The following is a 24,723-nucleotide window of genomic DNA, read 5'->3' on the forward strand; positions in this document are numbered from 1 at the left end:
GCGATGCGGCGCATGCGCCATATCAAGACTCTGGGGCTGGCGACGCTCGTCGTCGCCGGCCTGCCCTTCCGCGCCCAGGCGGCGACTCTGCAGGTCGGAGCTGAAACCACCGACCTGCAGGCCCTGCTCGACCGCGCCGCCGACGGCGACGAGATCGCGCTCGCCACCGGCACCTATCGCGGACCGCTACGGATCAGCCACCGCTTGACGCTGGCTGGGGCTCCAGGCGCCGTGATCAGCGGTGGCGGCGAGGGCAGCGTTATCACCGTGGCGGCGCCGGGCACCGTCATTCGCGGCCTCGCCATCGACGGATCCGGCCGTGCGCTGGAGCAGATGGATTCCGGCATCTTCGTCGAGCAGGCCGCGCACGACGCACTGATCGAGAACAACCGCATCGAAGGCAATCTGTTCGGCGTCTATCTGCACGGATCGGCCAACGCCATGGTCCGTCACAACAGCATCATCGGCCTACGCGCGACGCGTGGCGGCGTGACCGGCAACGGCGTCTCCGTCTGGAACGCGCCGGGCGCCAAGGTGATCGACAACCAATTCCGGTACGGCCGCGATGGCGTGTTCGCCATCACCAGCCGCAACAACGTCTTCAGCCGCAATCGCTTCAGCGACCTGCGCTTCGCGGTGCACTTCATGTACACCAACGACAGCGAAATCTCCGGCAACGTCTCGACCCGCAACATCATCGGCTATGCGATGATGTTCTCCAAGGCGCTCGTCGTGAGGGATAACGTCTCGGATCACGACCGCGACCGCGGCTTGCTGTTCAACGCGGCCAATGGCTCGCAGATCTCCGGCAACAGCGTGATCGGCGGGCTCCAGCCGGCAGACCGCTGGGCCACCGCGGAGAACCGGGGCACCGACGAAGGCGTGCCGCAGGCCGATGCGAGCACGGCCACGCCGACCGCCGGCGCCCGTCCCGGTCCCGAGAAATGCGTGTTCATCTACAACACCAACAACAACCATATCACCGACAACTGGTTCGAAGGGTGCGAGATCGGCGTTCACTTCACCGCCGGCTCCGAGGGCAACGACATCAGGGGCAATGCCTTCGTCAACAATGCCAGCCAGATCAAGTATGTCGGCACCCGCCATCTCGACTGGTCGAAAAACGGCCGCGGCAATTATTGGAGCGACAACCCGGGCTTCGACCTCAACGGCGACGGCATCGCCGACACCGCCTATCGGCCGAATGATCTGATCGACCGCGTATTGTGGACCGCGCCGGCCGCCAAGGTCCTGATCAACAGCCCAGCCGTGCAGGTGATCCGCTGGGCGCAGGCGCAGTTTCCCGCGATCCTGCCCGGCGGAGTCGTCGACAGCCATCCCCTGATATCGCCGCCGGCGCGCCGCGCCGCTGCAGAAAGCGGGCCTCGATGACCGCGACGATCCATGTCGCCGACGTGATCAAGCACTACGGCAAGGTCGAAGCCGTGAGGGGCGTCTCGTTCGATCTCGCCGCCGGCGAGATGGTGGCGCTGATCGGCCACAACGGCGCCGGCAAGACGACGCTGATGAAGATGATGCTCGGGCTGATCCGCCCCACCCGCGGCACCATCGCCGTACTCGGTGAAAATCCAGCCGCCGGCGAGTTCTCCTCGCGGCGCCGCCTCGGCTACCTGCCGGAGAACGTCGCCTTCGATGCCGCCCTTACCGGCCGCGAGACCCAGACCTTCTACGCACGGCTCAAGCGCGAGCCGGTCGGACAGGCCCTCGAGCTGCTCGACGTCGTCGGACTAGGCGATGCCGCAAAGCGCCGCGTCAACACCTACTCCAAGGGCATGCGCCAGCGCCTTGGGCTGGCACAGGCGCTGATCGGCCGCCCGCGCGTGCTGCTGCTCGACGAACCGACCAGCGGTCTCGATCCGGAGCTCCGCCAGACCTTCTACGAGGTGATCGAGCGGCTCGCCGCCGAGGGCACGACGGTGCTGCTGTCGTCGCATGCGCTGACCGAGTTGGAGGAACGCGCCGGCCGCGTCATCATTATGAACCGCGGCCTGAAGGTCGCCGACGGCACACTCGACGAGCTGCGCCGCCTCGCGCGATTGCCGACCCGGATTCGAGTCAAGGTCGCCTCCCTGCCGCCGTCGGGCCCGCCGGCCTGGCTCCCGCCGGCCGCGTCCTATCGCCGGGTGAACGGCCACATCGTCGAGATCGACGCAGCGCCGGACGAGAAGATCGAGCTGCTGCGTCTGGCGACGGCCGACGCCACCGCCGTCCAGGATCTCGAGCTCATTCCACCCAGTCTCGACGAGCTCTACGCGCATTTCCTGCGCCACGCGGAGCACCCGCAATGACCAGCGTGATCACCATCGCCGCCAAGGAGATCCAGCAGGCGATCCGCAATCGCTGGGTGCTGGCCTCGACCCTGCTGCTGGCCGGACTCGCGCTGTCGCTGACCTTCCTCGGCAGCGCACCAACCGGTACCGTCGGCGCGCGAGCGCTCGATGTGGTCATCGTCAGCCTGTCGAGCCTGACCATCTTCCTGATCCCGCTGATCGCGCTTCTGATCTCGCACGATGCCATCGTCGGCGACATGGAGCGCGGCACCATGCTGCTGCTGCTCAGCTATCCCGTAGCGCGCTGGCAGGTGCTGCTCGGCAAGTTCCTCGGTCATCTCGCGGTGCTCGCCTTCGCGACCTGCCTCGGCTATGGCGCCGCTGCCGTAGCGCTGCTGATCGCCGGCAGCCACTTCGACAGCGACGGGCTCGCGGCCTTCGCGGCGATGATCGGCTCCTCCGTTCTGCTTGGCGCGGTGTTCGTCGCAATCGGCTATCTCGTCAGCGCCGTCGTGCGCGACCGCGGCACCGCAGCGGGTGTCAGCATCGGCCTGTGGCTCGTGCTCGTCCTGATCTACGACATGGCGTTGCTCGGCCTTCTGGTGATCGACCAGGGCCACAACGTCTCCGGCGGCGTGCTCAGCGCGCTGCTGCTGCTCAATCCGACCGATGCCTACCGGCTTTTCAACCTGACCGGCTTCGCCAATGTCAGCCTGTTCTCCGGCATGGCCGGGCTCGCCGGCAGCAGCACGCTGTCGGTGCAGGCGCTGCTCGCGGCGCTGGTGCTGTGGACGTTGGTACCGCTCGCCGGCGCCGCGCTGGCCTTCTCACGGAGGGAGCTATGAAACGCCTCGCTTTCGCCTGCGCGCTCATCGCCGCCTTTGCTCTCGGCGCCTGCAACGACAAGCAGGCCGCCGCGCCGCCGCCGCCGATCAAGCTGACGGCGGAGGCGATCGGGCATTATTGCGGCATGAACCTGCTCGAGCATTCCGGTCCCAAGGGACAGATCTTCGCCGCCAGCCTGATCGAGCCGGTGTGGTTCTCCTCGGCCCGCGACGCCATCGCCTTCACGATGCTGCCCGACGAGCCCAAGGACATCCAGGCGATCTACGTCTCCGACATGGGCAAGGCCGCGAGCTGGGACAATCCGGGTGCCGACAATTGGGTCGAAGCCCGCAAGGCGGTGTTCGTGATCGGCAGCCGACTCAGAAGCGGCATGGGCAGCGACGAGGCTGTACCGTTCTCGGATCGGAGCGCCGCCGAGCGCTTCGCGGCCGAGCACGGCGGTCGCATCGTCGGCTTCACCGAGGTGCCGCGCGACTATGTGCTGAGCTCCCCCGACGACAACGCCGGCACGAACGAGCCGGGCCACAAGGACACGACTGAGGTGCGACGATGACAAATCAGCTCTCGCGTCGGCGCTTCATCCGCATCAGCGCCGCACTGGCGGGCCTTGCGATCGCACCCTGCGGCAGGCAGGCGGCCGGCAGCACCGCTGGCCTCGTCGAATGGCGCGGCACGTTGCTCGGCGCCGTTGCCACGATCAAGCTTCATCACCATGACCGGCGCGAGGCCGAGCGGGTGATCACGGTCTCGATCAGCGAAGCACGGCGACTCGAGCGCCTGTTCAGCCTTTATCTTGAGGACTCGGCGCTGGTCACATTGAACCGCACCGGCGTGTTGGTCGCACCGGCGCCGGAGCTGGTCGACATCCTCACGCTCTCGCAGCGCTACGCCGCGTTGACCGACGGCCGCTTCGACCCGACCGTGCAGCCGCTGTGGACGCTCTATGCCGATCATTTTTCGCGCCCCGATGCGAATCCCGACGGCCCACCGCAGGCGGCCGTACAAGAGGTGCTGGCGCGGGTCGGCCATCAGCGGCTCAGCGTCAGCCGCGATCGCATCGTCATGCCGCGCGGCACGGCGCTCACCCTGAATGGCATCGCGCAGGGCTATGTCACGGATCGGATCGTCGACCTGCTGCGCAGCGAAGGCGTGCAGCAGAGCCTGGTCGACATGGGCGAAGCCCGCGCCATCGGCGCGCGGCCGGACGCCCGGCCCTGGGAGATCGCGATCGCCGACCCCGACGTTCCCGATCGGATCGCCGCGATGCTACCGATCATCGATCGGGCCGTATCGACGTCAGGCGCCTATGGCCTCCGCTTCGATCCGCACGGCCGCTTCAATCATCTGTTCGATCCGCACAGCGGCGGCTGCGCGCAGCGCTATCGCAGCGTGACCACGGTCGCCGGCAATGCCACGGCGGCCGACGCGCTTTCGACCGCGTTTAGTCTGATGTCGGAGCCTGAGATCCGTGCGCTGCTGCCGCGCACCGAGGTCGACCGTGTCCACCTGATCGACGCGGCGGGAGCCGCAGTCGACCTTATCGGTTGAATTCTTTCTGCGGCTGGATCAGTCGAGAGCACGATCACAGGACGCCAGTCGAGGGACGAAACCACCGGCAGCTCGGACGCGATGCGCGCAGCGGGCCCGCCTCTTCATGTCGTATCAAAACCGTGCAGCCATCTCCACGAGCCGCCTGTGCGCCCGCTCACGCGCCACGCCGGTGTGCGCGGCCGGCCCGCTGGTCGGCCCGATCGCCACGAAGTGCAGATCGCGAAGCCCCATGAAGCGCAGCGCCTCGCGCAAATAGGGCGTCGCGAGATCGGTGCGCCCCCGGCTGACGCCGCTGGTGAAGTCGCCGCCGCTGGCGAGGATCACCAGCGTTGGACGATCCTTCAGAAGTGGCAGGTAGCCGCGCGACGGATCGAAGCGAAAGGTGAGGCCCGGCTGATTGATGATATCCAGCCAGTGCTTGAGCTTGTAGGGAATGCCGAAATTCCACATCGGCGTCGAGATCACGACGCGCTCGGCCAGATCGAGCCGCACCGCCATGCGCTCGGCCACCGCGAACGCCTCCCGCTGGCCATCGGTGAAGGCGCGTCCGCCCATGCGGGCATACTTCGCCTGCAAAATCTCGCCCTCGAACTCCGGCAGCTTCTCGCGCCACAGATTCATCTCGTCGACGTCCCAGCCCGGCCGCGCCTGCCTGAAACGGTCGAGGAAGGCGTGCGCGCCGGCGCTGGATTCGGAGTCTGCCCGCGGCGAGGCGACGAGATGCAGCAGCTTGGGCATGTCTCACCCCAGCGCCCTGATCACTGCGTCGGCCGTGGTCACGACAGCAACGTTCTGCATGGCGAAGTTGATCGACGCATTGTGCCAGTCCGCGTTCATCGTCGAGCAGCAATCCTCCGGCACCACCATGAAGTAGCCTTTGTCGGCCCCTGTGCGCGCGGTGTGCTCGACCGACATGTTGGTCCAGGCCCCCGTATTGATGATCACGTCACGCCCGGTGGCCTTGAGAATGGTCTCGAGCCGCGTGCCCTCCCAGGCGCTCATCCGCATCTTCTCGACGACGAAGTCCCCGCTCCGCGGCTCCAGCCCAGCGACCGGCGCAGCCCCCCAGCTGCCGCGCACCATCGCCTTGCTGTCGACCAGCCCCTCGAACAGCGGCGCGTTCAAGGTCACGCCGGGGGCACCGGGCTCGACGACGAACCAGACGTGGACGATGACGACGCCGCGTGCGCGGGCGACCTCGGCAAGCCGGCGGACGTTGTCGACGACGCGCTGCTGCCTGGCGTGACCGGGAGCCCCGGAATCGGCAAACGCGCCGCCGTCCGTGATGACGTCGTTCTGCAGATCCTGGATGATCATGGCGCAGCGGCGCGGATCGAGCTGCATGTCGCCCGACGCCAGCAGCGGCGCCGATGGCGCGCCTGCGGACGTCGCGCTGGATGGGGACGAGCCCGCCGCAGCCCCCCGCGTCTGGGCCCTCATATAGGGCTCGTGGCGCGGGCCGACCTTGGTCGCGATCGCGTAGACCGAATGCGTCGCGGTGAGATAGAGCGTGCGAAAATCGGCGCCGCCCCAGGCGAGATTGGCGACCAGTTCCGGGACGCGCACCTTGCCGAGCAACTCGCCGGTGCGCGCATAGACCCAGACGCCGCCCGGCGCGGTCACCCAGACATTGCCGCGCTGATCGCATTTCATGCCGTCGGGCACGCCGGGCTCCAGCTCGGAGCGGATGCCGCTAGCAAACACGCGCCCGTTCGACAGCGCCCCGTCGCTACCCACGTCGAACACGCGGATCAACGCCTGCACGGTGTCGTTGACATAGAGCAGCGCCTCGTCCGGCGAGAAGCACAGCCCGTTCGGCTGATCGAACAGATAACGATCGACCAGCAGCCGCGGCGGACCGCCGCCCGGCGGCACACGGTACACGCCCTGGAAGCCGAGCTGGCGCGGCCGCTCGACGCCGTAGACCGGCATGCGGCCATACCAGGGATCGGAGAAGTAGATTGCGCCGCTGGAATGGACGCACACGTCGTTCGGACTGTTGAGCTCCTGGTTGTCGACATGCGAGGCCAGGATCTCGCGGCGGCCATCGGGCCGCTCGCGCACCAGCGACGACGTCGCGTGCTCGCAGACGATCAAATTGAGGTCGGCATCATAGGTCATGCCGTTGCACTTGTTCGACGGCCGACGCATCTCGACCACGCCGCGCTTCGCGTCCCAGCGGCGGCGGACGTCGGCCGGCATATCGGAGAACAGCAGGAAATGCTCGATCGGGTGCCAGATCGGCCCTTCCGTGAAGTCGAAGCCGGTCGCGACCTGGGACACCGGTGCGTAGGGGTCGATCAGGCTCTCGAATTCAGGGCGCAAGGTCACATGGGTCATGGCCGATCCTCGCGCCGACTACGCCGGAAACCAGTGCCGCTGCGGCAGCGACTGCACGATGGGACCCGGCACCTGATCGTGCAACCGCCCTGTCACCACGCCGCCCTCGATCTTGGCCGGGCGATCATGCACCGGCAACAGATAGCGGGAGCTCGACAGCAGCTTCTTGATCGCCGCCTTCTCGGCGCGCTTCGAGGTGCCGTGATTGCCGGTCGTGCGCGGCTCCGCGTCCTGGATCTCGTTGAACGGGGTCACGATCTGGTCGTTGAAGTCGTAGATCACGTCGCCGCAGATGGTGGCGATGCCGTCGGCGGTGTGGACGTGGATGTTCATCGAGCCTTCGGTGTGGGCATTGGCGGCATCGCAATAGACCCCCGGCATCAGCTCGACAGGTCCGGTCAGCTCGAGATCGAGGAAGCGCAGCGCGCTCTTGGTGTGCAGCCGGTCGATCAGGTGCTTGATGTCCGGCGCCGGATATTGCGGGTGCATCAGCCCGGACACCGAATATTCAAGCTCGCGGCGGTTGAGCACGACCGTCGTGTTCATCGGGAACAGATCGTCCTTTCCCGCATGATCGATGTGCAGATGGGTGTGGCAGACATAACGGACGTCGCCCATGCGCACGCCGTGCCGCGCCAGCTGGTTCTCGATCATGTTCTCATGGTACTGCAGCCCGCGCATGCCCAGCGTCTCCATGATCTGGTTGGAGCGGTAGCCGGTATCGACCACGACCGGATACGGTCCGCCCAGGATCAGGAAGCCGAGCGTCAGCACCCGGCGGGTGCGGCCGCAGTCGCGGCCCAGCACGAGGAAGCTCGATTCGAGCTCGATATCACCATAGTCGAGAATCTTGATTTCCAGCGCCATGAGCGTTCCCTGTTGCTTTTGTTGTCGTTGCAGGCGGTATCATCCCAGCCGATAGACGCGGCGCGCCGTCTCTCCCATGACCTGCGCACGTGCACCCTTGTCGAGGCCGTGGATGGCAGCCTCATAGGCTGCCACCAGTGTGCGATAGTCGGTCCAGAGCTTCTCGATCGGAAAGTTCGAGCCGAACAGGCAGCGCTCGGGGCCGAAGATAGCGAAGGTCTCGCGTACGACATCGGCGACATCAGCGGGATCGTTGCGGCGGATGAAGGTGCCGAGGCCCGAGAGCTTGCTGACGACATTGCGGCAGGCCGCAAGCTTATGCATGCCGGCGCGCCATTGCTCGCGTCCCGCCGGCGACCGGTCCTCCAGCATGCCGGCGTGCTGGAGGACGAAGGTGACGGCCGGACAGCTCTCGGCCAGCGCCGCGGCGCCGGCCATTTGCCCGGCAAACACCTGCAGGTCGAACGACCAGCCGTAGTCGGCCAGCCGCGCCATGTTGGCGCGGACATTCCGTTGACTGCAGAGATCGGGCGACTCCGCGAACCGGTACAACGGATTCTCATGCCAGTGCAGCTGCATGCGAACGCCGCGCACCAGCGGATAGCGCGCGAGCCGATCGAATTGCGGTCGCGCGTCATCAACGGCGAGATCGGCATAGGCGACGATGGCATGCGGATAGCCGTGCTGATCGGCGGTGCGCTGCACCCACGCGGCCTCCTCCTCGAAGCCGTCCTTGGTCCAGTTCGTCTGGACGTAGACCGATTGCGTCACGCCGCTGCCGGCGATGTCCCCGAGATATTCCTCGATCGGGTAGTCGCGCCGGATCGGCTCATAGGGCCCGAAGATCCGCGGCTGCATCGGGCCGACCAGCCAGGGCAGGTCGGCCTGGCGCCAGATGTGATGATGCGCATCGACATAGCCGGTCATGCCGCCCTCCTCTGCGCCAGCGACAACACATGCGCGACGATGGCTTCGTCCGAGTCGCCCGGCACCATGTCATCGACAAGTGGCGCAATGGCCTGCAGCGCTTCCGTCTGCGGCCTGAAGCCCGGCCCAGTCGCCAGCGGCGTCAGCCAGCTCAGGCGCCAGGCGCGCAGCGACAGTTTCCACACGGCTTCGCGGAGCACTTGATGGTCACCCCGCTCCAGCCCGTCCGAGATCACCAGAACCGCCGCGCCCCGCGCATAGATCGAGAATCGCGGCACGCCGAGGAAGGCCTGCAGCGCCTCGCCGATGCGCGTGCCGCCGTCCCAGTCGCTGACGAGATGCGAAGCCGCCAGCAGCGCCTGCTCGCGCCGCTTCAGCCGCAACGGCCGCGTGACCCGCGTCAGCCGCGTGCCCAAGGTGAACACCTCGGCCTGCGGCACCGCCTGGACCAACACATGAGCGAGCCGCATGTTGTCCTCGGTCCGCGCCTTCATCGAGCCGGAGACGTCGATCAACAGCAGCAGCCGGCGCAGCCGCGGCCGGCGCCTCAAGCGCCGCAGCGACAGCACCTCGCCATCGCGCCGCACGCTTTCACGCAAGGTTCGGCGCAGGTCGACGAAGCTGCCGCGCCGCGCGCGCATGCGCCGATGGCCTCGCCGCTTCGGTAGCTTCGCACGCGCCTGACGCGCCAGGCGCTGCAAGGCATTGCCGTCGGTTGTCGCCGCCAGACGACGGGCCACCACGGCCTCGGCGCGCGTGGCGGCGAGCCCGGATTCGTTCTGCTCCTGGGCGCTGTCGGGATCGACGCCGCCGTCGCCCTCCTCCTGCAACCGGACGACATCGTCCGGCTGATCGGTCTCGCTGAGAGCCGTCCGTTCGGTCACACCGAAATGGATGTCGAACAGCAAATTGTAGGTCGCGAGCCGCTCGGGCGGTGGCGCCAGGGTCGCCGCGCCGGCACGGCGGATGTCGTCGAGGCTCCTCGGCCCCAGCAGTTCGATTGCAGCGAGGAATGCCGTGGTCTGCTCCGGCGCGACCGCAAAGCCGTTCCGCCGCAACAGCGCAGCGAAAGTGACGAAGATCTCGGCAGCCTGCGGCAGGCGCGCCTCGCTCATGTCATCGCCTCCGCGAGCAGGGCATCGAGCCGAGGCGCGATGAAGGACAGATCCTCCTCGTCCTTCAGCGCTACGCCGATCGAGCGCCGGAAGGCGTCGGGCCAGCGCGCGCCGGTCTGGTTCAGAAGCGTCGCGGCCTCGGCCCAGTCGACCGCCTCGGCAATGCCGGGCGCCTTGCTCAAGGGCTCACGCCTGAGCTTCGCCACCGCCGCCACGACGGCGCGCGCGGTCGCCTCGGCCACGCTGGACGCGCGCATCATCACGATCCGTGCCTCGCGCTCCGCATCGGGATAGTCGATCCAATGATAGACGCAGCGGCGGCGCAGCGCTTCATGCAACTCACGGGTGCGGTTCGAGGTCAGCACCACGATCGGCCGCTCGGCGGCACGGATCGTGCCACGCTCTGGAATCGAGATCTGGAAGTCGGAGAGGAATTCGAGCAGGAAGGCCTCGAACTCCTGGTCGGCGCGATCGATCTCGTCGATCAGCAGCACCGTCGAGTCGGGCGCGCGCAGGCAGGCCAGCATCGGCCGCTCGATCAGAAAACTCTCGCCATAGATGTCGATGCTGTCCTCGCCGGCCTGGCGGATCGCGAGCATCTGGCGCGGATAGTTCCACTCGTAGAGCGCCGCCGCAGCGTCGACGCCTTCATAGCATTGCAGGCGGATCAGCTTGCGGCCGAGCACCGCGGCGACTGCCTTCGCCGCCTCGGTTTTTCCGACGCCGGGCGCCCCCTCCAGCAGCAGCGGCTTGCCTAGCGCAAGCGCGAGATAGGCAGCGGTGGAGAGTCCCTCATCGGCGAGATAATAAGCCGCGCGCAGCGCCTTCTCCAGCGCCTGCGGCGAGTCGATGCCGACGATGTTGCTGCGGACGACCATATCGTCTCACCGCCGCGTCTGCGGCCGCGCGCCGCCCTGGGCCTTGATCGTGCGCAGCACCTTCTCCGGCGTGATCGGCAGCTCGTCGATTCGTACGCCCACCGCATTGAAGATCGCATTCGCGATCGCGGGCAGCACCGGATTGGCGCACATCTCACCCGGCCCCTTGCCACCGAACGGGCCGTCCGGCGCGGGGCGTTCCAGCACGGCAATGTCGTGCGGACAGATGTCGCCAGGTCCCGGCATCAGATATTCGACGAAGTCCCGCGGACCTTGTTTGGGATCGGGATAATACGGCTCGGTCGTCTCATAGAGTGCATGGCTCATGCCCATCCAGGCGCCGCCGACCAGTTGCTGCTCAACGAGGCGCGGATTGAGCGCACGTCCCAGCTCGTAGGCACTGTCCATCCTGACCACACCGACCTCACCGGTCTCGTCATCGACCTCGACCTCCGCGACGAGGCACGCATGCGCGTAGCAGGTGGCCGGCGACATCTCGCCGGTCTCGGGATCGACGTCCGACAACGGCACCAGGAAGATGCCGCGACCGGAGATGGTCTTGCCCTGTCGGAACTGGGCGGCGATGGCGACGTCCTTGACCGAGATCGAGCGATGCGGCGCGCCCTTGACGTGGATGTTGCCGCGGCCGTCGGTTTCGAGATCGCTGGCGTTGACCTCGAGCTCCTCGGCCGCTGCCTCCATCATGACGCCGCGCGCCTCCCTGGCCGCCGCCATGACGGCATTGCCGACGCGATGGGTGCCGCGCGAGGCGAACGAGCCCATGCAGTGCGGCCCGGTATCGGAATCGGCGGTGTCGACATAAACGTCCTCGACCGGCACGCCGAGCGTCTCGGCGCAGATCTGCCGCGTGACCGACTTCATGCCCTGCCCGAGATCGATCGACGACAGCGCCACCGTGAACTTGCCGCTGGGATTGGAATGCACCAGTGCCTGGCTCGGATCGCCGCCGAGATTCATGCCGATGGGATAGTTGATCGCCGCCATGCCGCGGCCGCGGTGCCTGGTCATGTCAGCGCCTCCTCGTTCCGAACACCGACGAGAACCGCGTCGCGCCATGCGCGGGAGCCGGTGCCGGGCTCTGTGGGGGTGGTGACGGCGGCTCAGGAGGTGGAGAAACTGGAAGCCCTCGGTCGTAGCTCGTGCGCTGCTGCGCCGGCGCAGGCCGCGCGCTCACCGGCTCACGTGGCGTGGAGGGAACAGCCGCCCGGGCCCCGCCGCCATCCTTGCGCGACGACATGCGGCGGAACTCCTCGCGGATCGGCCATTTGGCCTTCTCGGCCGCGACCTGCACGCATTCGATCAGCGCCGTGTTCTTGGCCTCGCGGCGATGCGCCTTCATGTCGCCGTCGCGATAGGCGTTGAGGATGCGGAACTCCATGGGGTCCATGCCGATCAGATGCGCGAGCTTGTCCATCTGGCATTCGAGCGCGAAGTCCATGCCCGTGATGCCAAAGCCGCGCATCGCGGTGGCCGGCGTGCGGTTGGTGTAGACGCAGTAGATGTCGCCATGGACGTTCGGGATCGTGTAGGGACCGGGCAGGTGCGCGGCGCATTTGACCACCGCGTAGCTCGACAGCCGCGTGTAGGCGCCCGAGTCGAAATAGGCGCGGATCTGGCGCGCGACGATGCGGCCGTCGCGCATCACGCCGTCCTTGACGTAGATGCGCTCGGCGCCGCGTGGTGGGCCGAACTGCATCTCCTCCTCGCGCCCGAGCACATAGCGCACCGGCCGCCCCGTCAGCATCGCGGCCAGAATGGCGAGCGGCTCGGTCAGCGTATCGACCTTGCCGCCGAAGCCGCCGCCCACGGTGCCGCCGATGAAGTGGAAGGTGTTGGACGGCAGGTCGAGGATCTTGGCGCAGGTGTCGAGCGAGAAGAACAGCGCCTGGGTGGAGGTGTAGACGACATAGCGGCCGTTGGTGTCGGGCGCGGCGATCGAGCCGTTGGTCTCGACCGGCGCGTGCTCGATCGGCGACATCTGGTAGCGCTGCTCCAGCACATGGTCGGCCTGCGCAAAGCCGCGCTCGACATCGCCGAAGCGCAGCTTCTGGTGATCGTAGCGCTCGTGATAGGTGAACGTGTTCTTCGGATAGGTCTCGTTGACAACAGGCGCGCCCGGTCTCAACGCCTCCTCGACATCGAACACGGCCGGCAAGCTCTCGTAGTCCACCCGCACCTTGGCAGCCGCCTCGGCTGCGGCGCGCGGCGTGTCAGCGACCACGGCAACGATCGGCTCGCCCTTGTAGCGGACCTTATCGACGGCGAGCGTCGGCTCATCGTCCTTGCCGAAATTGATCAGGCTGAGCAGCGTGTTGAGGTTGCGCGGCACGTCGCCGCCCCTGATGATCCGCCGCACGCCGTCGCTTCGCTCGGCCTCGCCGGTGTCGATGCGACGCAGCCGCGCATGCGGCTGCGTCGACCTCACGACCCTCAGGTGCAGCATGCCTTGCAGCTTGTGGTCATTGAAATAGGTCGAGGTCCCCGTGACGTGGCCCAGCATGTCCTGGCGCTGCGTGCCCTTGCCGACCTCGTTGAGATTGTCGTCGCGCTCGTCGGCGAAGATGTCCTTGCGCAGTTCCAGCATGGCGATCTCCCCTCAGGCGCTCGCGCGCAGCGACGCGGCTGCCGCCAGCACCGCATTGATGATCGGCTCGTAGCCGGTGCAGCGGCAGATGTTGCCGGAGATCGCCTCCACCACCTGCTCGCGGCTCGGCTGCGGGATCTTGTCCAGCAGCGCCTTGGCCGCCATCAGCATGCCCGGCGTGCAATAGCCGCATTGCGCGGCAAACCCCTCGGCGAAAGCGCGCTGCAGCGGATGCAGGGTCGGACCGCTCTTGATACCGTCGAGCGTCTCGACCGCGCGGCCCTCGACGGCTTCGGCGAGCGTCAGACACGACAGATGCGCGTCGCCGTCGATCAGCACGGTGCAGGCGCCGCAGCCGCCCTGACCGCAGCCGAATTTCGGCGTGACGTCGCCAATCATCTCGCGCAGCACGACCAGGAGATTGGTGCCGCCGTCGACGAACAGCGCGACGTCGCGACCATTGTGCCGGAACTGAAGTGGGGTCTTGGCCATGGTCTAGCTCTCCTGTCCCGACAGCAGCCGCCGCAGATGCACGCCGACCACTTCGCGGCGATACCACGCGCTCGCCAGCGAATTGTCCGTGGGTGCCGTTCCCTCGGCTGCCGCAGCAGCGGCGGCGCTGATCGCGCCGGCATCGAGCGGCCGACCTTCGAGCGCGCGCTCAGCGGCCTTGGCGCGAACAGCGGTCGGCGCCATCGATCCCAGCGCGATCCGCGCGCCGGTCACGCGACCGCCGCTCTGTGGAAGATGCGCCGCGAGCGTGACCACCGATCCGCCCTTCGGCTTGATGCGCGCGATCTTGCGATAGCGGAACGCATCCGATGACGCCGGCCTGATGCAGGACACGGCGACCACCAGCGCAGCACCCTGGCGGTCGCGCGATTGCAGGAAATCCTCGATCGGCATCTCCCGGACGCCAAAGCCGCCCTGCAGCGAGACCATGCCGTCGAGCGCCAGCAGCGCCACCGTGAAGTCGCCGAACGGCGCCGGCGCGAACAGATTGCCGCCGATGGTGCCCATGTTGCGGACCGCCGGGCCGCCGATCGAGCGCGCCGCCGGATGCAGGAAGGACAGCTCGCGCTCGGCCAGAACGCGGGCGAAGGTGACGCCGGCGCCGATCCGGATGCGCCCGCCCGTGGCGTCGATGCTCTGCAGCGCGCGATCGGTGGCGCGGATCACGGTGGCGATCGAGACGTCGCCTTCGTTGAGATCGCGCATGACCAGCGTGCCGCCGCCCAGATAGCGCGCGGCGCGGTCCGACGACAGCGCAGACGCAGCTTCGCTCGCGGCCTGAAACGTCTTCACCGTAACCGGCATCGATTCACCTCGTCCTCATGCCGCCTGCTTCAGATGCGATCGGATCGCTTCGAAGCCGGCTTGGTAGATGTCTTCCGCCACCATGCGAGTCAGCGCCTCGGCCTGTTCGGGCCGCGTCGTGAAACGGCTTTCCCAGTGCCAGAAGGTGCGGTCGCCGTCGGTGACCGGCAGCAGCCGGACATGGGCGACGTAGTTGAACAGCTGTAGCGGCGTATCGAGCAGGCAATAGCTGAAGCTCTGTTCGAGATCGGACAGCGCCAGCAGCTGCTCACGCAGCTCTGAGCCATCCTTGAGACGGAAGTGCCTGACACAGCCGATCTTGTCAGACGTCTGCGAACGCTCGATCGCCGACGTCGCGACCGCCGGGTGCCAGCGGTCATGGCCGTTGAAGTCGCGCAGCACCTCCCACACGGCCTCCGTCGGCGCATCGATGATGGTGCTCTTGACGACGTGCGGCACGGCGTCAGCCTCCGAACGCACGCTTGAGCGCATCGAAGCCGCCCTGGAACACGCCGCCGCCGATCGAGGCGACCAGATCGGCCTCGCGCTCCGGCGTGCAGTCGAACTCGGCGGTCCATTCCAGAAACGTCTTGTCGCCGTCGGTGACAGGCGTCAGCCTGATGGTCGCGACATAGTTCGATACTCCCATCGGCGATTCCAGGATCGAATAGGTGCAGAACATGTCGTAGTCGGACAGGCCGAGCAGCTTCTCGCGAATGCGGTCGCCATTGCGCAGGCGGAAGTCTCTGACGCAGCCGATCTTGTCGGGCGGCTCGCCGCCTTCGATCCGGCTCTCGGCGATCGCCGGATGCCAGTTCGGCAGGCCGTTGAAGTCGCGGACGCGCGCCCACACCCGATCGTTTCGCGCATTGACCACCGTGGAGACGTAAACCCTCGCCATGGCGCCTCACCCCTTCTTGCGCGGGCCGCGGTCGGCCGGCGGCTCCGACGGACCGCCCTCCGCGGCTCCGCCCCCGCCACCCGGGTCCTTGCGCGCCGAGGTTTCCTTGCGGATTCCCTGCATGTCGCGCGCCTCGCGGATCAGACCGGGCATCTTGGCGAGGCTGCCGCCCTCGACACCGATGTCGGCCAGGATGGAGTCGATCAGCGGCGCCTGGACGCGATAGCGCAGCGCCGAGTCGATCACCTCGTCGGTCGCGCTGCGGCCGCCATTGCCGTTGCCGCCATGGCCGTTCAAGCCATCGACCTGGAGAATGCGAATGCCCTCGATCTTCTCCATCGGCTTGACGCTCTCGCGCACGATGCCTTCGATACGGTCGAGCAGCTTGCGCCGGAACAGCGAGTAGCGCGCCTGGTCGGTCAAGACGTTCTCGGCCTCGTTGAGCAGCTTCTGCGCTTCGGCCTCGACTGCGGCGCGGACCCGTTCGGCATCTGCGGCGATCTTGGTTTCCTCCGCCTGCTTCTCGGCGAGCAGCACCTCGACCGTCTTGCGGCGGCGGGCGATCTCGCTCTCACGCGCCGTGATCACCTTCTCCGTGGCCTCGGTGGCGCGCGTCCGCGCCTCCTCGGCCGCGACCTTGGCGGCGGATTCTTCCAAAGACTTCTGATAGAGCACGATCGCCTTCTCCATCAGCGCCGTCTCGACGTCCTTCTCGCGGTTGACCTCGAGCTTGCGCAGCTCGCGCTCACGGCCGATGCGGGCCTCGTCCAGACCGCGATCGGAGGCGATGCGCGCGCGCTCGACTTCCTCACGCGCGGCGATCTCGGCTTCCTGAAGCGCCTGGACACGGCCGACCTCGAGCTGCTCGATGGAACGGCGACGTTCGAGCCGTGCGGCTTCGAGCGCCTGCTCGCGCGAGACATCGGAGGTCTCGACCTGCTTGCGGGCCAGGATCTCGGCTTCCTTCACCTGACGATCTGCATCGATGCGCTCGGAGCGCTTGGCGGCGAGTTCGATGACCCTGATCTCGTCCGCGAGCTCGATCGCCTTCTTCTGGTCGATGTTGAGCACCTCGCGCGTCCGCGACGATGCGATACGCTCGGCTTCCAGCGCCAGCTCGACCTCGATGCGGCGCCGCTCGACGGCCTCGCGTCGCTTCAGATCGGCGGCCTCGACGGCTTCCGTGCGCTCGATCTCGAGGCTGCGCGTCTCCTTCTCCGAACGAATCCGCTTCTCGGCAACGGCCTGCTCCTGCGCGATACGGGCCGCCTCGATCGCCTCGCGCGAGGCGATGTCGGCCTCCTCGATGGTCCTGACGCGGGCAATCTCCAGCGCGCGGACCCGCTCCTCCTGCCCGATGCGGCTCGCTTCCGTCGCCTCGCGCGCAGCGATCCCGGCGATCTCGATGCCCTGGTTGCGCTCGATCTCCAGTCTGCGGGTCGCATGCTCGGCCGCGATCCGCTCCGCCGACAGCGCCTGCTCGCGCACGATCCGTGCCGCCTCGACCGACTTCTGCGCCTCGATCTCGGCCTGCTGGATATTGCGCACCTGCGCGATCTCGGTGGCACGGGTCCGCTCGTCGGAGCTGATCCTCTCCAGATTGACGATCATGGTCTGCGCGATCCGCGCCTTCTCGGTCGCTTCGCGAGCCGCGATCTCCGCCTGCTCGATCGCACGGGTGCGTTCGATCTCGCGGCGGCGCGTCTCCTCGTCATTGGCGATGCGCGCGTCCGACACGGCGCGATCCTGCTGGATCCGCGCCTTCTCCACTGCCTCGCGCGCCGCGATCTCCGCCTGCTCGATCGTGCGGGTGCGCTCGATGTCGCGCTGGCGCACCTCCTGCTCCGACTCGATGCGCGCGGCGTCGATGGCGCGCTGGTTCGCGATCCTCGCCTTCTCGATGTCCTCGCGGGCGAGCAGCTCGCGCTCCTCGACTGCGCGCGTGCGCTCGATCTCCCGCTGCCGCGTGTCGCGCTCGGCGGCGATCCGCGCCTCGGCAATCGTCAGCTCATTGGCGATGCGGGCCTTCTCGATCGCCTCGCGCGCCGAGATCTGTGCCTGCTCGGCCTCGGTCTCGCGCAGCGCCCGCTCGCGCGCCACCTCCGTCCGCTGCAGCGCGCGACGCATCTCGATGTCGCGTTCCTGATCCAGCCGGGCCGTCTCGCTCTCACGCTCGATGTCGAGCGCCTCGCGCTCGGCCTCGAGATTGCGGGTGCGGATCTTGATCATCGAATCCTGCTCGATGTCGTTGCGCAATTTGCGCCGGCTCTCGATGTCCTCCATCAAGCGCGTCAAACCCTCGGCATCGAACCGGTTCGACGGGTTGAAGAACTCGAGATCGGTCTGGTCCAGATCGGTGATCGCGACCGATTCCAGCTCGAGACCGTTCTGCGCCAGCGCCTCGGCGGCGGCCGCCTTGACGCGTGCGACATAGTCGCCGCGCTGCTCGTGCATCTGCTCCATCGTCATCTCCGCCGCCACCGAACGCACGGCGGACACGAACTTTCCGGATAGCAGCGCGTGCAGCTTCTCGGGTTCGAGCGTGCGACGGCCGAGCGTTGCGGCGGCGATCGACACCGCTTCCCTGGTCGGCTCGACGCGAACGTAGAAATCCGCCTCGATATCGACGCGCATCCGATCGCGCGTGATCACCGCGTCCTGCCGGGAGCGCGTGATGCCCATCGGCAGCACGTTCATGTTGACCGGCGTGTAGTCGTGGATGAATGGCAGCACGAATGCGCCGCCATTGATCACGACGCGCTCACCAAGAAAGCCGGTCCGGACGAACGAAACCTCCTTCGAGGATCGGTGATAGAGCCAGTTGACGATATAGACGGCGACGACGATGACGATGATCGCGACGATCAGCCACAGGATCAGCTCACCGATCAGAGCTCCGGACATGCAGTTCCTCCCTCAGTCTCTGGTCCGGACACCCTGGCGCCTGGCGCCATCGCCGTCCGGCCTCGTGTTGTCGACTCAGACACGGCGGGGCCGCGAGCTGATCGCCTTGAAATGCCGCACCTGCTCCGTCAGCGCCCGCTCCACCGGCAGCCGCTCCATCGAGGATGCGCCGTAGAAGCCGTGGCAATTCCGGGTATTCTTCATGATGAAGTCGGCATCCGCCGGCTCCGCGATCGGGCCGCCATGCGCCAGCACCAGGATCTCGGGATTGACGCTGAGCGCGGCGGAGGCCCAGCCGTCGATCAGGCCAGGGCAATCCTCGAGCTTCGGCGCGGTGTGCGCGCCGATCGATCCGCCCGTTGTGAGCCCGAGATGACAGACGATGATGTCCGCACCCGCAATCGCCATGCCCGTGGCTTGGGCTTCGTTGAAAACGTAGGGTGTCGTCAGCAGATCCTTGTCGTGCGCCCGGGCGATCATGTCGATTTCGAGCGCATAGGAAATTCCCGTCTCCTCGAGATTGGCGCGGAAGGTGCCGTCGATGAGGCCGACCGTTGGAAAGTTCTGCACGCCCGAGAAGCCCAGCGTCTTCAGCTGATCGAGAAACACATCCATGTCGCGGAACGGGTCGGTGCCGTTGACGCCGGCGAGCACCGGCGTGCTCTTCACCACCGGCAGCACCTCGCTCGCCATCTCGACCACGATCGCATTGGCGTCGCCATAGGCCATCAGGCCGGCCAGCGAGCCGCGGCCGGCCATGCGGTAGCGGCCGGAGTTGTAGATCACGATCAGATCGATTCCACCCGCCTCCTCGCACTTGGCAGACAGGCCGGTACCGGCGCCGCCGCCGATGATCGGCACGCCCCGTCGCACCATGTCGCGAAACTTCTTCAACAGCGGCGCGCGCTCGAAACCCGCCATCACGTCACCTCGCCTGTCTGCGCCGCGCCGGCAGCCGCCCGAGCATGGGCCTGACAGCGCCAACGATCGCTGCGACGAACTCACCGTCGTTGATATGATGCGGCACGCGGATCAGGCGCCGGTTCGACGTCTGCCGCACGGTCTGTTCGAGGCTGTGAAACAACGCGGCGTCCGCCTCGCGGTCGAAGAACGGCTGCCCGGGCGCATCGAGCGCCGAGACGCCTTTCTCCGGCAGGAAGAAGCGGACCGGCCCATCCATGCGGTTGAGGCGCTCGCCGATCCAGCGGCCGATCAGCACATTCTCCTCCGCGGTCGTGCGCATCAACGTGACCTGCGGGTTGTGGACGTGAAACTTGCGGCCGCGATAGCGCTCGGGAATGGTCTCGGGCGCGCCGAAATTCACCATGTCGAGCGCGCCGACCGAGCCGACATAGGGCACGCGGCTGCGGATGATGGCGCCGAAGCGATCCTCGATGGCCGGAAACACACCGCCCATCAGCAGGTCGCAGACCTCGGTCGTGGTGAGATCGATCACGCCGGCGAGCATGCCGGACTCGACCAGCTTCTCCATCGAGCGGCCGCCGACGCCGGTGGCGTGGAAGACCAGGCACTCGTAGTCGTCGCGCAGCTCGGCCGTGAGCTTCTGCACCGCCGGCGTGGTCACGCCGAACATGGTGATGCCGATGGCGGGACGTTGCGGTCGGGTGCGGTCAGCGACGGCGGACTGCTGCTCGCGCGCCGTCACCATGCCGGCAAGCGCATGCGCGCCATTGCTCAGCACCGCGCGCGAAATCGAATTGAGTCCTTGGACGTCGGTGACCGAGTACATCATCGCGATGTCGGCCGGCCCGACATAGGCGCCGACGTCACCGGATGCGACAGAGGAGATGATCAATTTCGGTACACCGACCGGCAGGTCGCGCATTCCCGGCGTGACCAGCGATGTGCCCCCAGACCCTCCGGCCGAGATGATGCCGGCTACGTTGTCCTGCCGCCGCAGCCAACGTGCGAAAGCTTCTGCCATCGCGGTGACCGATGCGCCGCGATCGGGGCCGAACACGGCGGAGCCGCCGCGGGGATGATTGAGTGCGACCTCCTGGGCCGAGACATCGCAGCTCGCGTGCCGTCCGCTGGTGGAGACATCGACAAGTCGGGTGCGCAGGCCGTGGCCCGCGACGATGTCGCGGATGAAGCGCAGCTCGTCCCCCTTGGTGTCGAGCGTGCCGACCACGATCACCGCCGGCGGGCCCGCCGCGATCGACACGGCGCCCTCGCGACTCTGGCGAGTTGCCTCGTCGAGCCGGGTCACACTGGTGGACAGCGTGCGCGCCTTGGCCTCGATCTGCGCGATCGGCACCGGCTGCGACCAGCGCGTCGGCAGCACGGGATTAGAGACGTAGACCTTGACGGGCGCAGCTTTCGGCGTCGTTGACACCGCCGCACGTGCGACGGGCACCTCCTGAACCTCGCCTGTCCCGAGATCGGTCTCGTCGCCGGCATGCTGGCCGACGCCGAGCAGACGCTGCTGCAGCTCACGATCGGCGGCGAGCCGGCCCGAGTCGATGATGCGGTTGATGCGGCCGTTGACCATGATGGCCACGCGCGGCGAGATCGCCGTGGCGACGCCGATGTTCTGTTCGATCACGAGGACCGCCATGTCGCCGTCCTGGCCGAGCCGGATCAGCATCTCCTCGACCTGGGCGACGATGACCGGCGCCAAGCCCTCTGTCGGCTCGTCCATGATCAGGAGCTGCGGATTGGTCAGCAGCGCGCGCGAGATCGCCAGCATCTGCTGCTCGCCGCCCGACAACTGGCCGCCGCCATTGTTGCGCCGCTCGGCCAGGCGCGGAAATGTCTCGTAGACGCGCTCGACGGTCCAGGCACCGCGGCGCTGGCCCGCTGCCAGGCGCAGATGCTCGTCGACGCTGAGCGAGCGCCACAGACGCCGCCCCTGCGGCACATAGCCGACGCCGAGCCTTGCGATGCGCGCCGGATTGAGCCCGGTGATATCCTCACCACGCAGCCGAACCGATCCGCCGGACGGCCGCAGCAGGCCCATGATGGCCTTGCACAGCGTCGTCTTGCCCATGCCGTTGCGGCCGACCAGCGAGAACACGCCGCTGTCGAGCCGGAGATCGACGCCCTGCAGCGCATGCGAATGGCCGTAGTACACGTCGAGGCCGCGGACCTCGAGCGCAGGCGCGGAGCGGCGGACGTCATTCATGGCCGCCTCCGAGATAGAGCTCCTGCACCTCCGGATCAGATTCGATCTCCTGCGGCGCGCCTTCCTTGAAGATGCGGCCGTTGTGCATCATCGTCACGCTCTCGACGACGCGTAGCGCCACGTCCATGTCGTGCTCGATGATGATGTAACCGATGTGCGGCGGCAGCGACGTCAGGATCTCGACCAGCTCGCGCCGCTCGGTCGGCGACAGACCCGCCGCCGGCTCGTCGAACAGGATGAATCGGGGCGCACCGGCCAGCGCCAGCGCGATCTCGAGCTGCCGCTGCTGGCCATGGGCGAGCTCCGAAACCAGTTGATCACGCACGGACGTCAGATGCACCGCCTCGATCAGGCGTTCAGTCGCCTGCATCAGTGCATCGTTGACGCTGGGTCGCAGCATCGAAAACCGCGCGCGCGAGACGCCGCGGCAGGCCAGGTAGACATTGTCGCGCACCGAGAGGCCGAGGAACAGCGCCGAGATCTGGTAGGTGCGGCGCAGCCCGCGGCGGATCCGCTCATAGGGCGGAAAGGCGGTGATGTCCTCGCCGAAGAAGCGGATCGTGCCGGAGGTCGGCAGAAAGTCGCCGGTGACGCAATTGAACAAGGTGGTCTTGCCGGCGCCGTTCGAGCCCAGCACCGCGCGCCGCTCCCCAGGCCGCACCGTGATCGTGATGTCGGTCAGCGCGGCGAGCGCACCGAACATCCGCGTGACACCGCGCAATTCGAGGGCCGCAGTCGAGCCGAGCGCCGAGAGCCGGTCCGCGACCCTATCCATGGCGGTGACCTCCGGGACGCGACCGCGTCTGCGATGCCTCGCTGCGACGGCGCCACCGATCATAGAGGCCGATCACGCCATCGGACGACCAGAAGACGATGGCGAGGAAGCCGAGCCCGATCAGCAGCCGGAACCGGTTGCCGTCGAGCCCAACCTTGACCAGGAAGTCGAGCGCAAAGGTGCGCAGGATGACGAAGATGAAGGCGCCGATATACGGCCCGACCGGCCGGGTGATGCCGCCGACGACGGCGACGATGAGAATGTCGATGCAGCGCTCGACCGCGACCGATCCGGGCGAGATCTGCCGATAGTTCCAGACCTGCAGCACGCCACCCATGCCGGCGATCAGGGCCGCGAACGCATAGGCGGCGATGCGATGCTCATTGACGTTGAAGCCGAGCGCCGCCATGCGCCTGGGATTGTCGCGTACGCCCTGCAGCGCCAGGCCGAATGGCGCGCGCGACAGATAGAGCACGGCGAAATAGCACAGCGTGGCCACCGCGAGCGTCAGGTAATAGAACGCGATGTCCATGCGCCAATCGACGCCGAGAAAATGCGGCGTGGCGATCGTGTTGATGCCGGTGTGGCCGTTGAAGATCGCCCAATTCTGGTTGGTGAAGTAGTAGAACGCGGCGCCGATCGCGAGCGTGATCATGATGGTGTAGATGCCCTCGGTACGCACCGCGAGCGCGCCGCCGAGCGTGCCGAACAGCACCGCGAGCACCAGCGCCATGGGCGTCGCCAGCCACCACGGCCAGCCCAGGCTGATATTGGCGTTGCCGCTGACGCCGAACACGGCAACCATGTAGCCGGCAAAGCCCGCAATGGTCAGTTGCATCAGGCTGACCATGCCGCCATAGCCGGCGAGGAACATCAGGCTCAGCGCGATGGTGCCGAGGATCAGGGTGGTGCCGAATATCTCGATCAGGAAGAAGCCGTTGGCGATCAGCGGCATGATCAGCAGCAGCGCCGCCACTGCCCAGGCCCAGGGCTGCTCGGTCACCGACCACGCCGCCGGTTGCGCTCTCGCGCTTCCCGCCAGCATGCTCTCCCGCGCCCGTGCCTCCTGGATCAGCGACATCTCACCGCCTCGCCAGGAGGCCCTGGGGCCGCAGCGCCAGCACCAGCACCATGATCAGGAAGGTCACGACGATCGCATAGGTCGGGATGTAGACAGAGCCGAGCTGCTCGGCGAGCCCGATGATGACAGCGCCGAGCGCCGCGCCAGGGATGGATCCCATGCCACCGACGATCACGACGACCAGCGACGCCAGCAGAAAGCGCGTATCCTCGCCGGGCGAGATCGACTGGAAGGTTCCGCCGACCACACCGGCAATGCCGGCCAGCCCCGCGCCCAGCGCGAACACCAGCACGAAGACGAGCTGAATCTGGACGCCGGTCGCCGCCAGGATCTCGCGATCATCGACGCCGGCGCGCACGATCATGCCAACACGGGTGCGGTTGAGCGCGAGCCACATCGCGACGCCGATCACGACCGAGCCGCAGAAGATCACCAGCCGTACCAGGGGATACTGCAGGAACACCGGCTCGCCCGACGATTTCATCGCCGTCATCAGCGGGAGCTGCACCGGTCCGATCAGCCAGGCCGGCGTCTGGATCTGATAGAAGTCGCCGCCGAACGCCCACAGCATCAGATCGGCGAATACGATCGAGAGGCCGATCGTCACCATGGTCTGGCGCAGATCCTGGCCCTCCATGCGGCGAAAGACGAGCAGTTGCAGGAGAACGCCGATGGCCGCGACGACGATGAAGGCTGCGACGAAGGCGAGGATCCATGACCCGGTCGCGGCGGACACGCCGTAGCCCACATAGCCGCCGAGCAGATAGAGCGAGCCGTGCGCAAGATTGACGTTTCGCATCAGGCCGAAGATCAACGTAAACCCGCTCGCGACCAGGAAATACAGTCCGCCCAGCGTGATGCCGTTGAACACCGCACTCAGGAACACCTTCTTCCTACCGATCGCCTCCTCAAGCCCCGGCGGCCAGACGGCGACAATCAGCCACGCCAGCAGCGCCAAGGCGAGGAGAATGATGAGGGACCAGATCGGGTGACGCTCGATGAAGCGGCTCATCGTCCCTCCCTCATGGTCAGAGGGACGGATCCGTCATCACAGCGGAAAGGCGCATTCAGCCGAAGATCGCCGGGTGTGCCGGTCATCGCTCGTCCTCCCTCGTCGGATCCTTTTCCGGATCACGTTCCGAAGAGTGTAGCGGCAGACAAGCATGCGCACTTGATCGAC

At 67.1% G+C, this 24,723-nt stretch carries 23 protein-coding genes; 5 read left to right on the forward strand and 18 right to left on the reverse strand.

The window, feature by feature from the left end:
• The first annotated feature begins 3 nt into the window (after positions 1 to 3).
• The 5 genes from QX126_RS12355 to QX126_RS12375 are packed head-to-tail and all read left to right on the forward strand — an operon-like array spanning position 4 to position 4,685.
• Positions 4 to 1,392: a nitrous oxide reductase family maturation protein NosD gene (locus QX126_RS12355; RefSeq protein WP_315739551.1), complete on the forward strand. Its 1,389-nt coding sequence runs from the start codon at positions 4 to 6 to the stop codon at positions 1,390 to 1,392.
• Positions 1,389 to 2,309 (forward strand): ABC transporter ATP-binding protein, encoded by a 921-nt coding sequence (locus QX126_RS12360; protein WP_315739549.1) that lies wholly within the window; start codon positions 1,389 to 1,391, stop codon positions 2,307 to 2,309. The genes QX126_RS12355 and QX126_RS12360 overlap by 4 nt, the downstream gene beginning before the upstream one ends.
• Positions 2,306 to 3,136 (forward strand): ABC transporter permease, encoded by an 831-nt coding sequence (locus QX126_RS12365; protein ID WP_315781171.1) that lies wholly within the window; start codon positions 2,306 to 2,308, stop codon positions 3,134 to 3,136. Before QX126_RS12360 ends, QX126_RS12365 begins: the two co-directional genes overlap by 4 nt.
• Positions 3,133 to 3,690, forward strand: a complete 558-nt coding sequence (locus QX126_RS12370; RefSeq protein WP_315781173.1) for a nitrous oxide reductase accessory protein NosL — start codon at positions 3,133 to 3,135, stop codon at positions 3,688 to 3,690. The genes QX126_RS12365 and QX126_RS12370 overlap by 4 nt, the downstream gene beginning before the upstream one ends.
• Positions 3,687 to 4,685: an FAD:protein FMN transferase gene (locus QX126_RS12375; protein WP_315781175.1), complete on the forward strand. Its 999-nt coding sequence runs from the start codon at positions 3,687 to 3,689 to the stop codon at positions 4,683 to 4,685. Before QX126_RS12370 ends, QX126_RS12375 begins: the two co-directional genes overlap by 4 nt.
• A gap of 114 nt (positions 4,686 to 4,799) precedes the next feature.
• Here QX126_RS12375 and QX126_RS12380 read toward each other — a convergent pair whose 3' ends face one another.
• From QX126_RS12380 to QX126_RS12465, 18 genes are all read right to left on the reverse strand, one after another.
• Entirely contained in the window at positions 4,800 to 5,426 is a 627-nt protein-coding gene (locus tag QX126_RS12380) for an NAD(P)H-dependent oxidoreductase (RefSeq protein ID WP_315776966.1), read from the reverse strand.
• Between the two features lie 3 nt (positions 5,427 to 5,429).
• Positions 5,430 to 7,028: an isochorismatase family protein gene (locus QX126_RS12385; RefSeq protein WP_315781177.1), complete on the reverse strand. Its 1,599-nt coding sequence runs from the start codon at positions 7,026 to 7,028 to the stop codon at positions 5,430 to 5,432.
• Positions 7,029 to 7,046: 18 nt separating this feature from the next.
• Positions 7,047 to 7,895 (reverse strand): MBL fold metallo-hydrolase, encoded by an 849-nt coding sequence (locus QX126_RS12390; RefSeq protein WP_315781179.1) that lies wholly within the window; start codon positions 7,893 to 7,895, stop codon positions 7,047 to 7,049.
• 39 nt (positions 7,896 to 7,934) lie between these two features.
• Positions 7,935 to 8,822, reverse strand: coding sequence for an amidohydrolase family protein (locus QX126_RS12395; protein ID WP_315781180.1), 888 nt, complete (start codon positions 8,820 to 8,822; stop codon positions 7,935 to 7,937).
• Positions 8,819 to 9,937 carry a VWA domain-containing protein gene (locus QX126_RS12400; protein WP_315781182.1) on the reverse strand — a complete coding sequence of 373 codons (1,119 nt, stop codon included), beginning with the start codon at positions 9,935 to 9,937 and terminating at the stop codon, positions 8,819 to 8,821. Before QX126_RS12400 ends, QX126_RS12395 begins: the two co-directional genes overlap by 4 nt.
• Positions 9,934 to 10,815: a MoxR family ATPase gene (locus QX126_RS12405; protein ID WP_315739539.1), complete on the reverse strand. Its 882-nt coding sequence runs from the start codon at positions 10,813 to 10,815 to the stop codon at positions 9,934 to 9,936. Before QX126_RS12405 ends, QX126_RS12400 begins: the two co-directional genes overlap by 4 nt.
• Positions 10,816 to 10,821: 6 nt before the next feature.
• A complete protein-coding gene (locus tag QX126_RS12410; RefSeq protein WP_315781184.1) occupies positions 10,822 to 11,844 on the reverse strand; it encodes a xanthine dehydrogenase family protein molybdopterin-binding subunit in 1,023 nt (340 codons plus the stop codon).
• Between the two features lies 1 nt (position 11,845).
• Positions 11,846 to 13,420, reverse strand: a complete 1,575-nt coding sequence (locus QX126_RS12415; protein ID WP_315781186.1) for a xanthine dehydrogenase family protein molybdopterin-binding subunit — start codon at positions 13,418 to 13,420, stop codon at positions 11,846 to 11,848.
• Between the two features lie 12 nt (positions 13,421 to 13,432).
• Positions 13,433 to 13,912, reverse strand: coding sequence for a (2Fe-2S)-binding protein (locus tag QX126_RS12420; RefSeq protein ID WP_315776971.1), 480 nt, complete (start codon positions 13,910 to 13,912; stop codon positions 13,433 to 13,435).
• A 3-nt stretch (positions 13,913 to 13,915) separates the two neighbouring features.
• Positions 13,916 to 14,737, reverse strand: a complete 822-nt coding sequence (locus QX126_RS12425) for an FAD binding domain-containing protein (RefSeq protein ID WP_315781188.1) — start codon at positions 14,735 to 14,737, stop codon at positions 13,916 to 13,918.
• Positions 14,738 to 14,752: 15 nt separating this feature from the next.
• A complete protein-coding gene (locus QX126_RS12430; RefSeq protein WP_315776973.1) occupies positions 14,753 to 15,196 on the reverse strand; it encodes an SRPBCC family protein in 444 nt (147 codons plus the stop codon).
• A gap of 4 nt (positions 15,197 to 15,200) precedes the next feature.
• Complete coding sequence (locus tag QX126_RS12435) at positions 15,201 to 15,638, reverse strand: SRPBCC family protein (RefSeq protein ID WP_315781190.1); 438 nt, start codon at positions 15,636 to 15,638, stop codon at positions 15,201 to 15,203.
• A gap of 6 nt (positions 15,639 to 15,644) precedes the next feature.
• A complete protein-coding gene (locus tag QX126_RS12440; protein ID WP_315781193.1) occupies positions 15,645 to 18,542 on the reverse strand; it encodes a flotillin domain-containing protein in 2,898 nt (965 codons plus the stop codon).
• A 75-nt stretch (positions 18,543 to 18,617) separates the two neighbouring features.
• The gene (locus tag QX126_RS12445; protein WP_315781195.1) at positions 18,618 to 19,463 is read right to left on the reverse strand and encodes a phosphoenolpyruvate hydrolase family protein; all 846 of its coding nucleotides are present in this window, start codon (positions 19,461 to 19,463) and stop codon (positions 18,618 to 18,620) included.
• 4 nt (positions 19,464 to 19,467) lie between these two features.
• Positions 19,468 to 21,687: an ABC transporter permease gene (locus QX126_RS12450; RefSeq protein ID WP_315781197.1), complete on the reverse strand. Its 2,220-nt coding sequence runs from the start codon at positions 21,685 to 21,687 to the stop codon at positions 19,468 to 19,470.
• On the reverse strand, positions 21,680 to 22,462 hold the full coding sequence (locus QX126_RS12455) for an ABC transporter ATP-binding protein (RefSeq protein WP_315776976.1): 783 nt from the start codon (positions 22,460 to 22,462) through the stop codon (positions 21,680 to 21,682). Before QX126_RS12455 ends, QX126_RS12450 begins: the two co-directional genes overlap by 8 nt.
• Positions 22,455 to 23,543: a branched-chain amino acid ABC transporter permease gene (locus QX126_RS12460; RefSeq protein WP_315781199.1), complete on the reverse strand. Its 1,089-nt coding sequence runs from the start codon at positions 23,541 to 23,543 to the stop codon at positions 22,455 to 22,457. The genes QX126_RS12455 and QX126_RS12460 overlap by 8 nt, the downstream gene beginning before the upstream one ends.
• Position 23,544: 1 nt before the next feature.
• Positions 23,545 to 24,555, reverse strand: coding sequence for a branched-chain amino acid ABC transporter permease (locus QX126_RS12465; protein ID WP_315781200.1), 1,011 nt, complete (start codon positions 24,553 to 24,555; stop codon positions 23,545 to 23,547).
• Positions 24,556 to 24,723 lie beyond the last annotated feature (168 nt).

The sequence above is a fragment of the Bradyrhizobium sp. SZCCHNPS1003 genome (assembly GCF_032381555.1).
Taxonomy (GTDB): domain Bacteria; phylum Pseudomonadota; class Alphaproteobacteria; order Rhizobiales; family Xanthobacteraceae; genus Bradyrhizobium.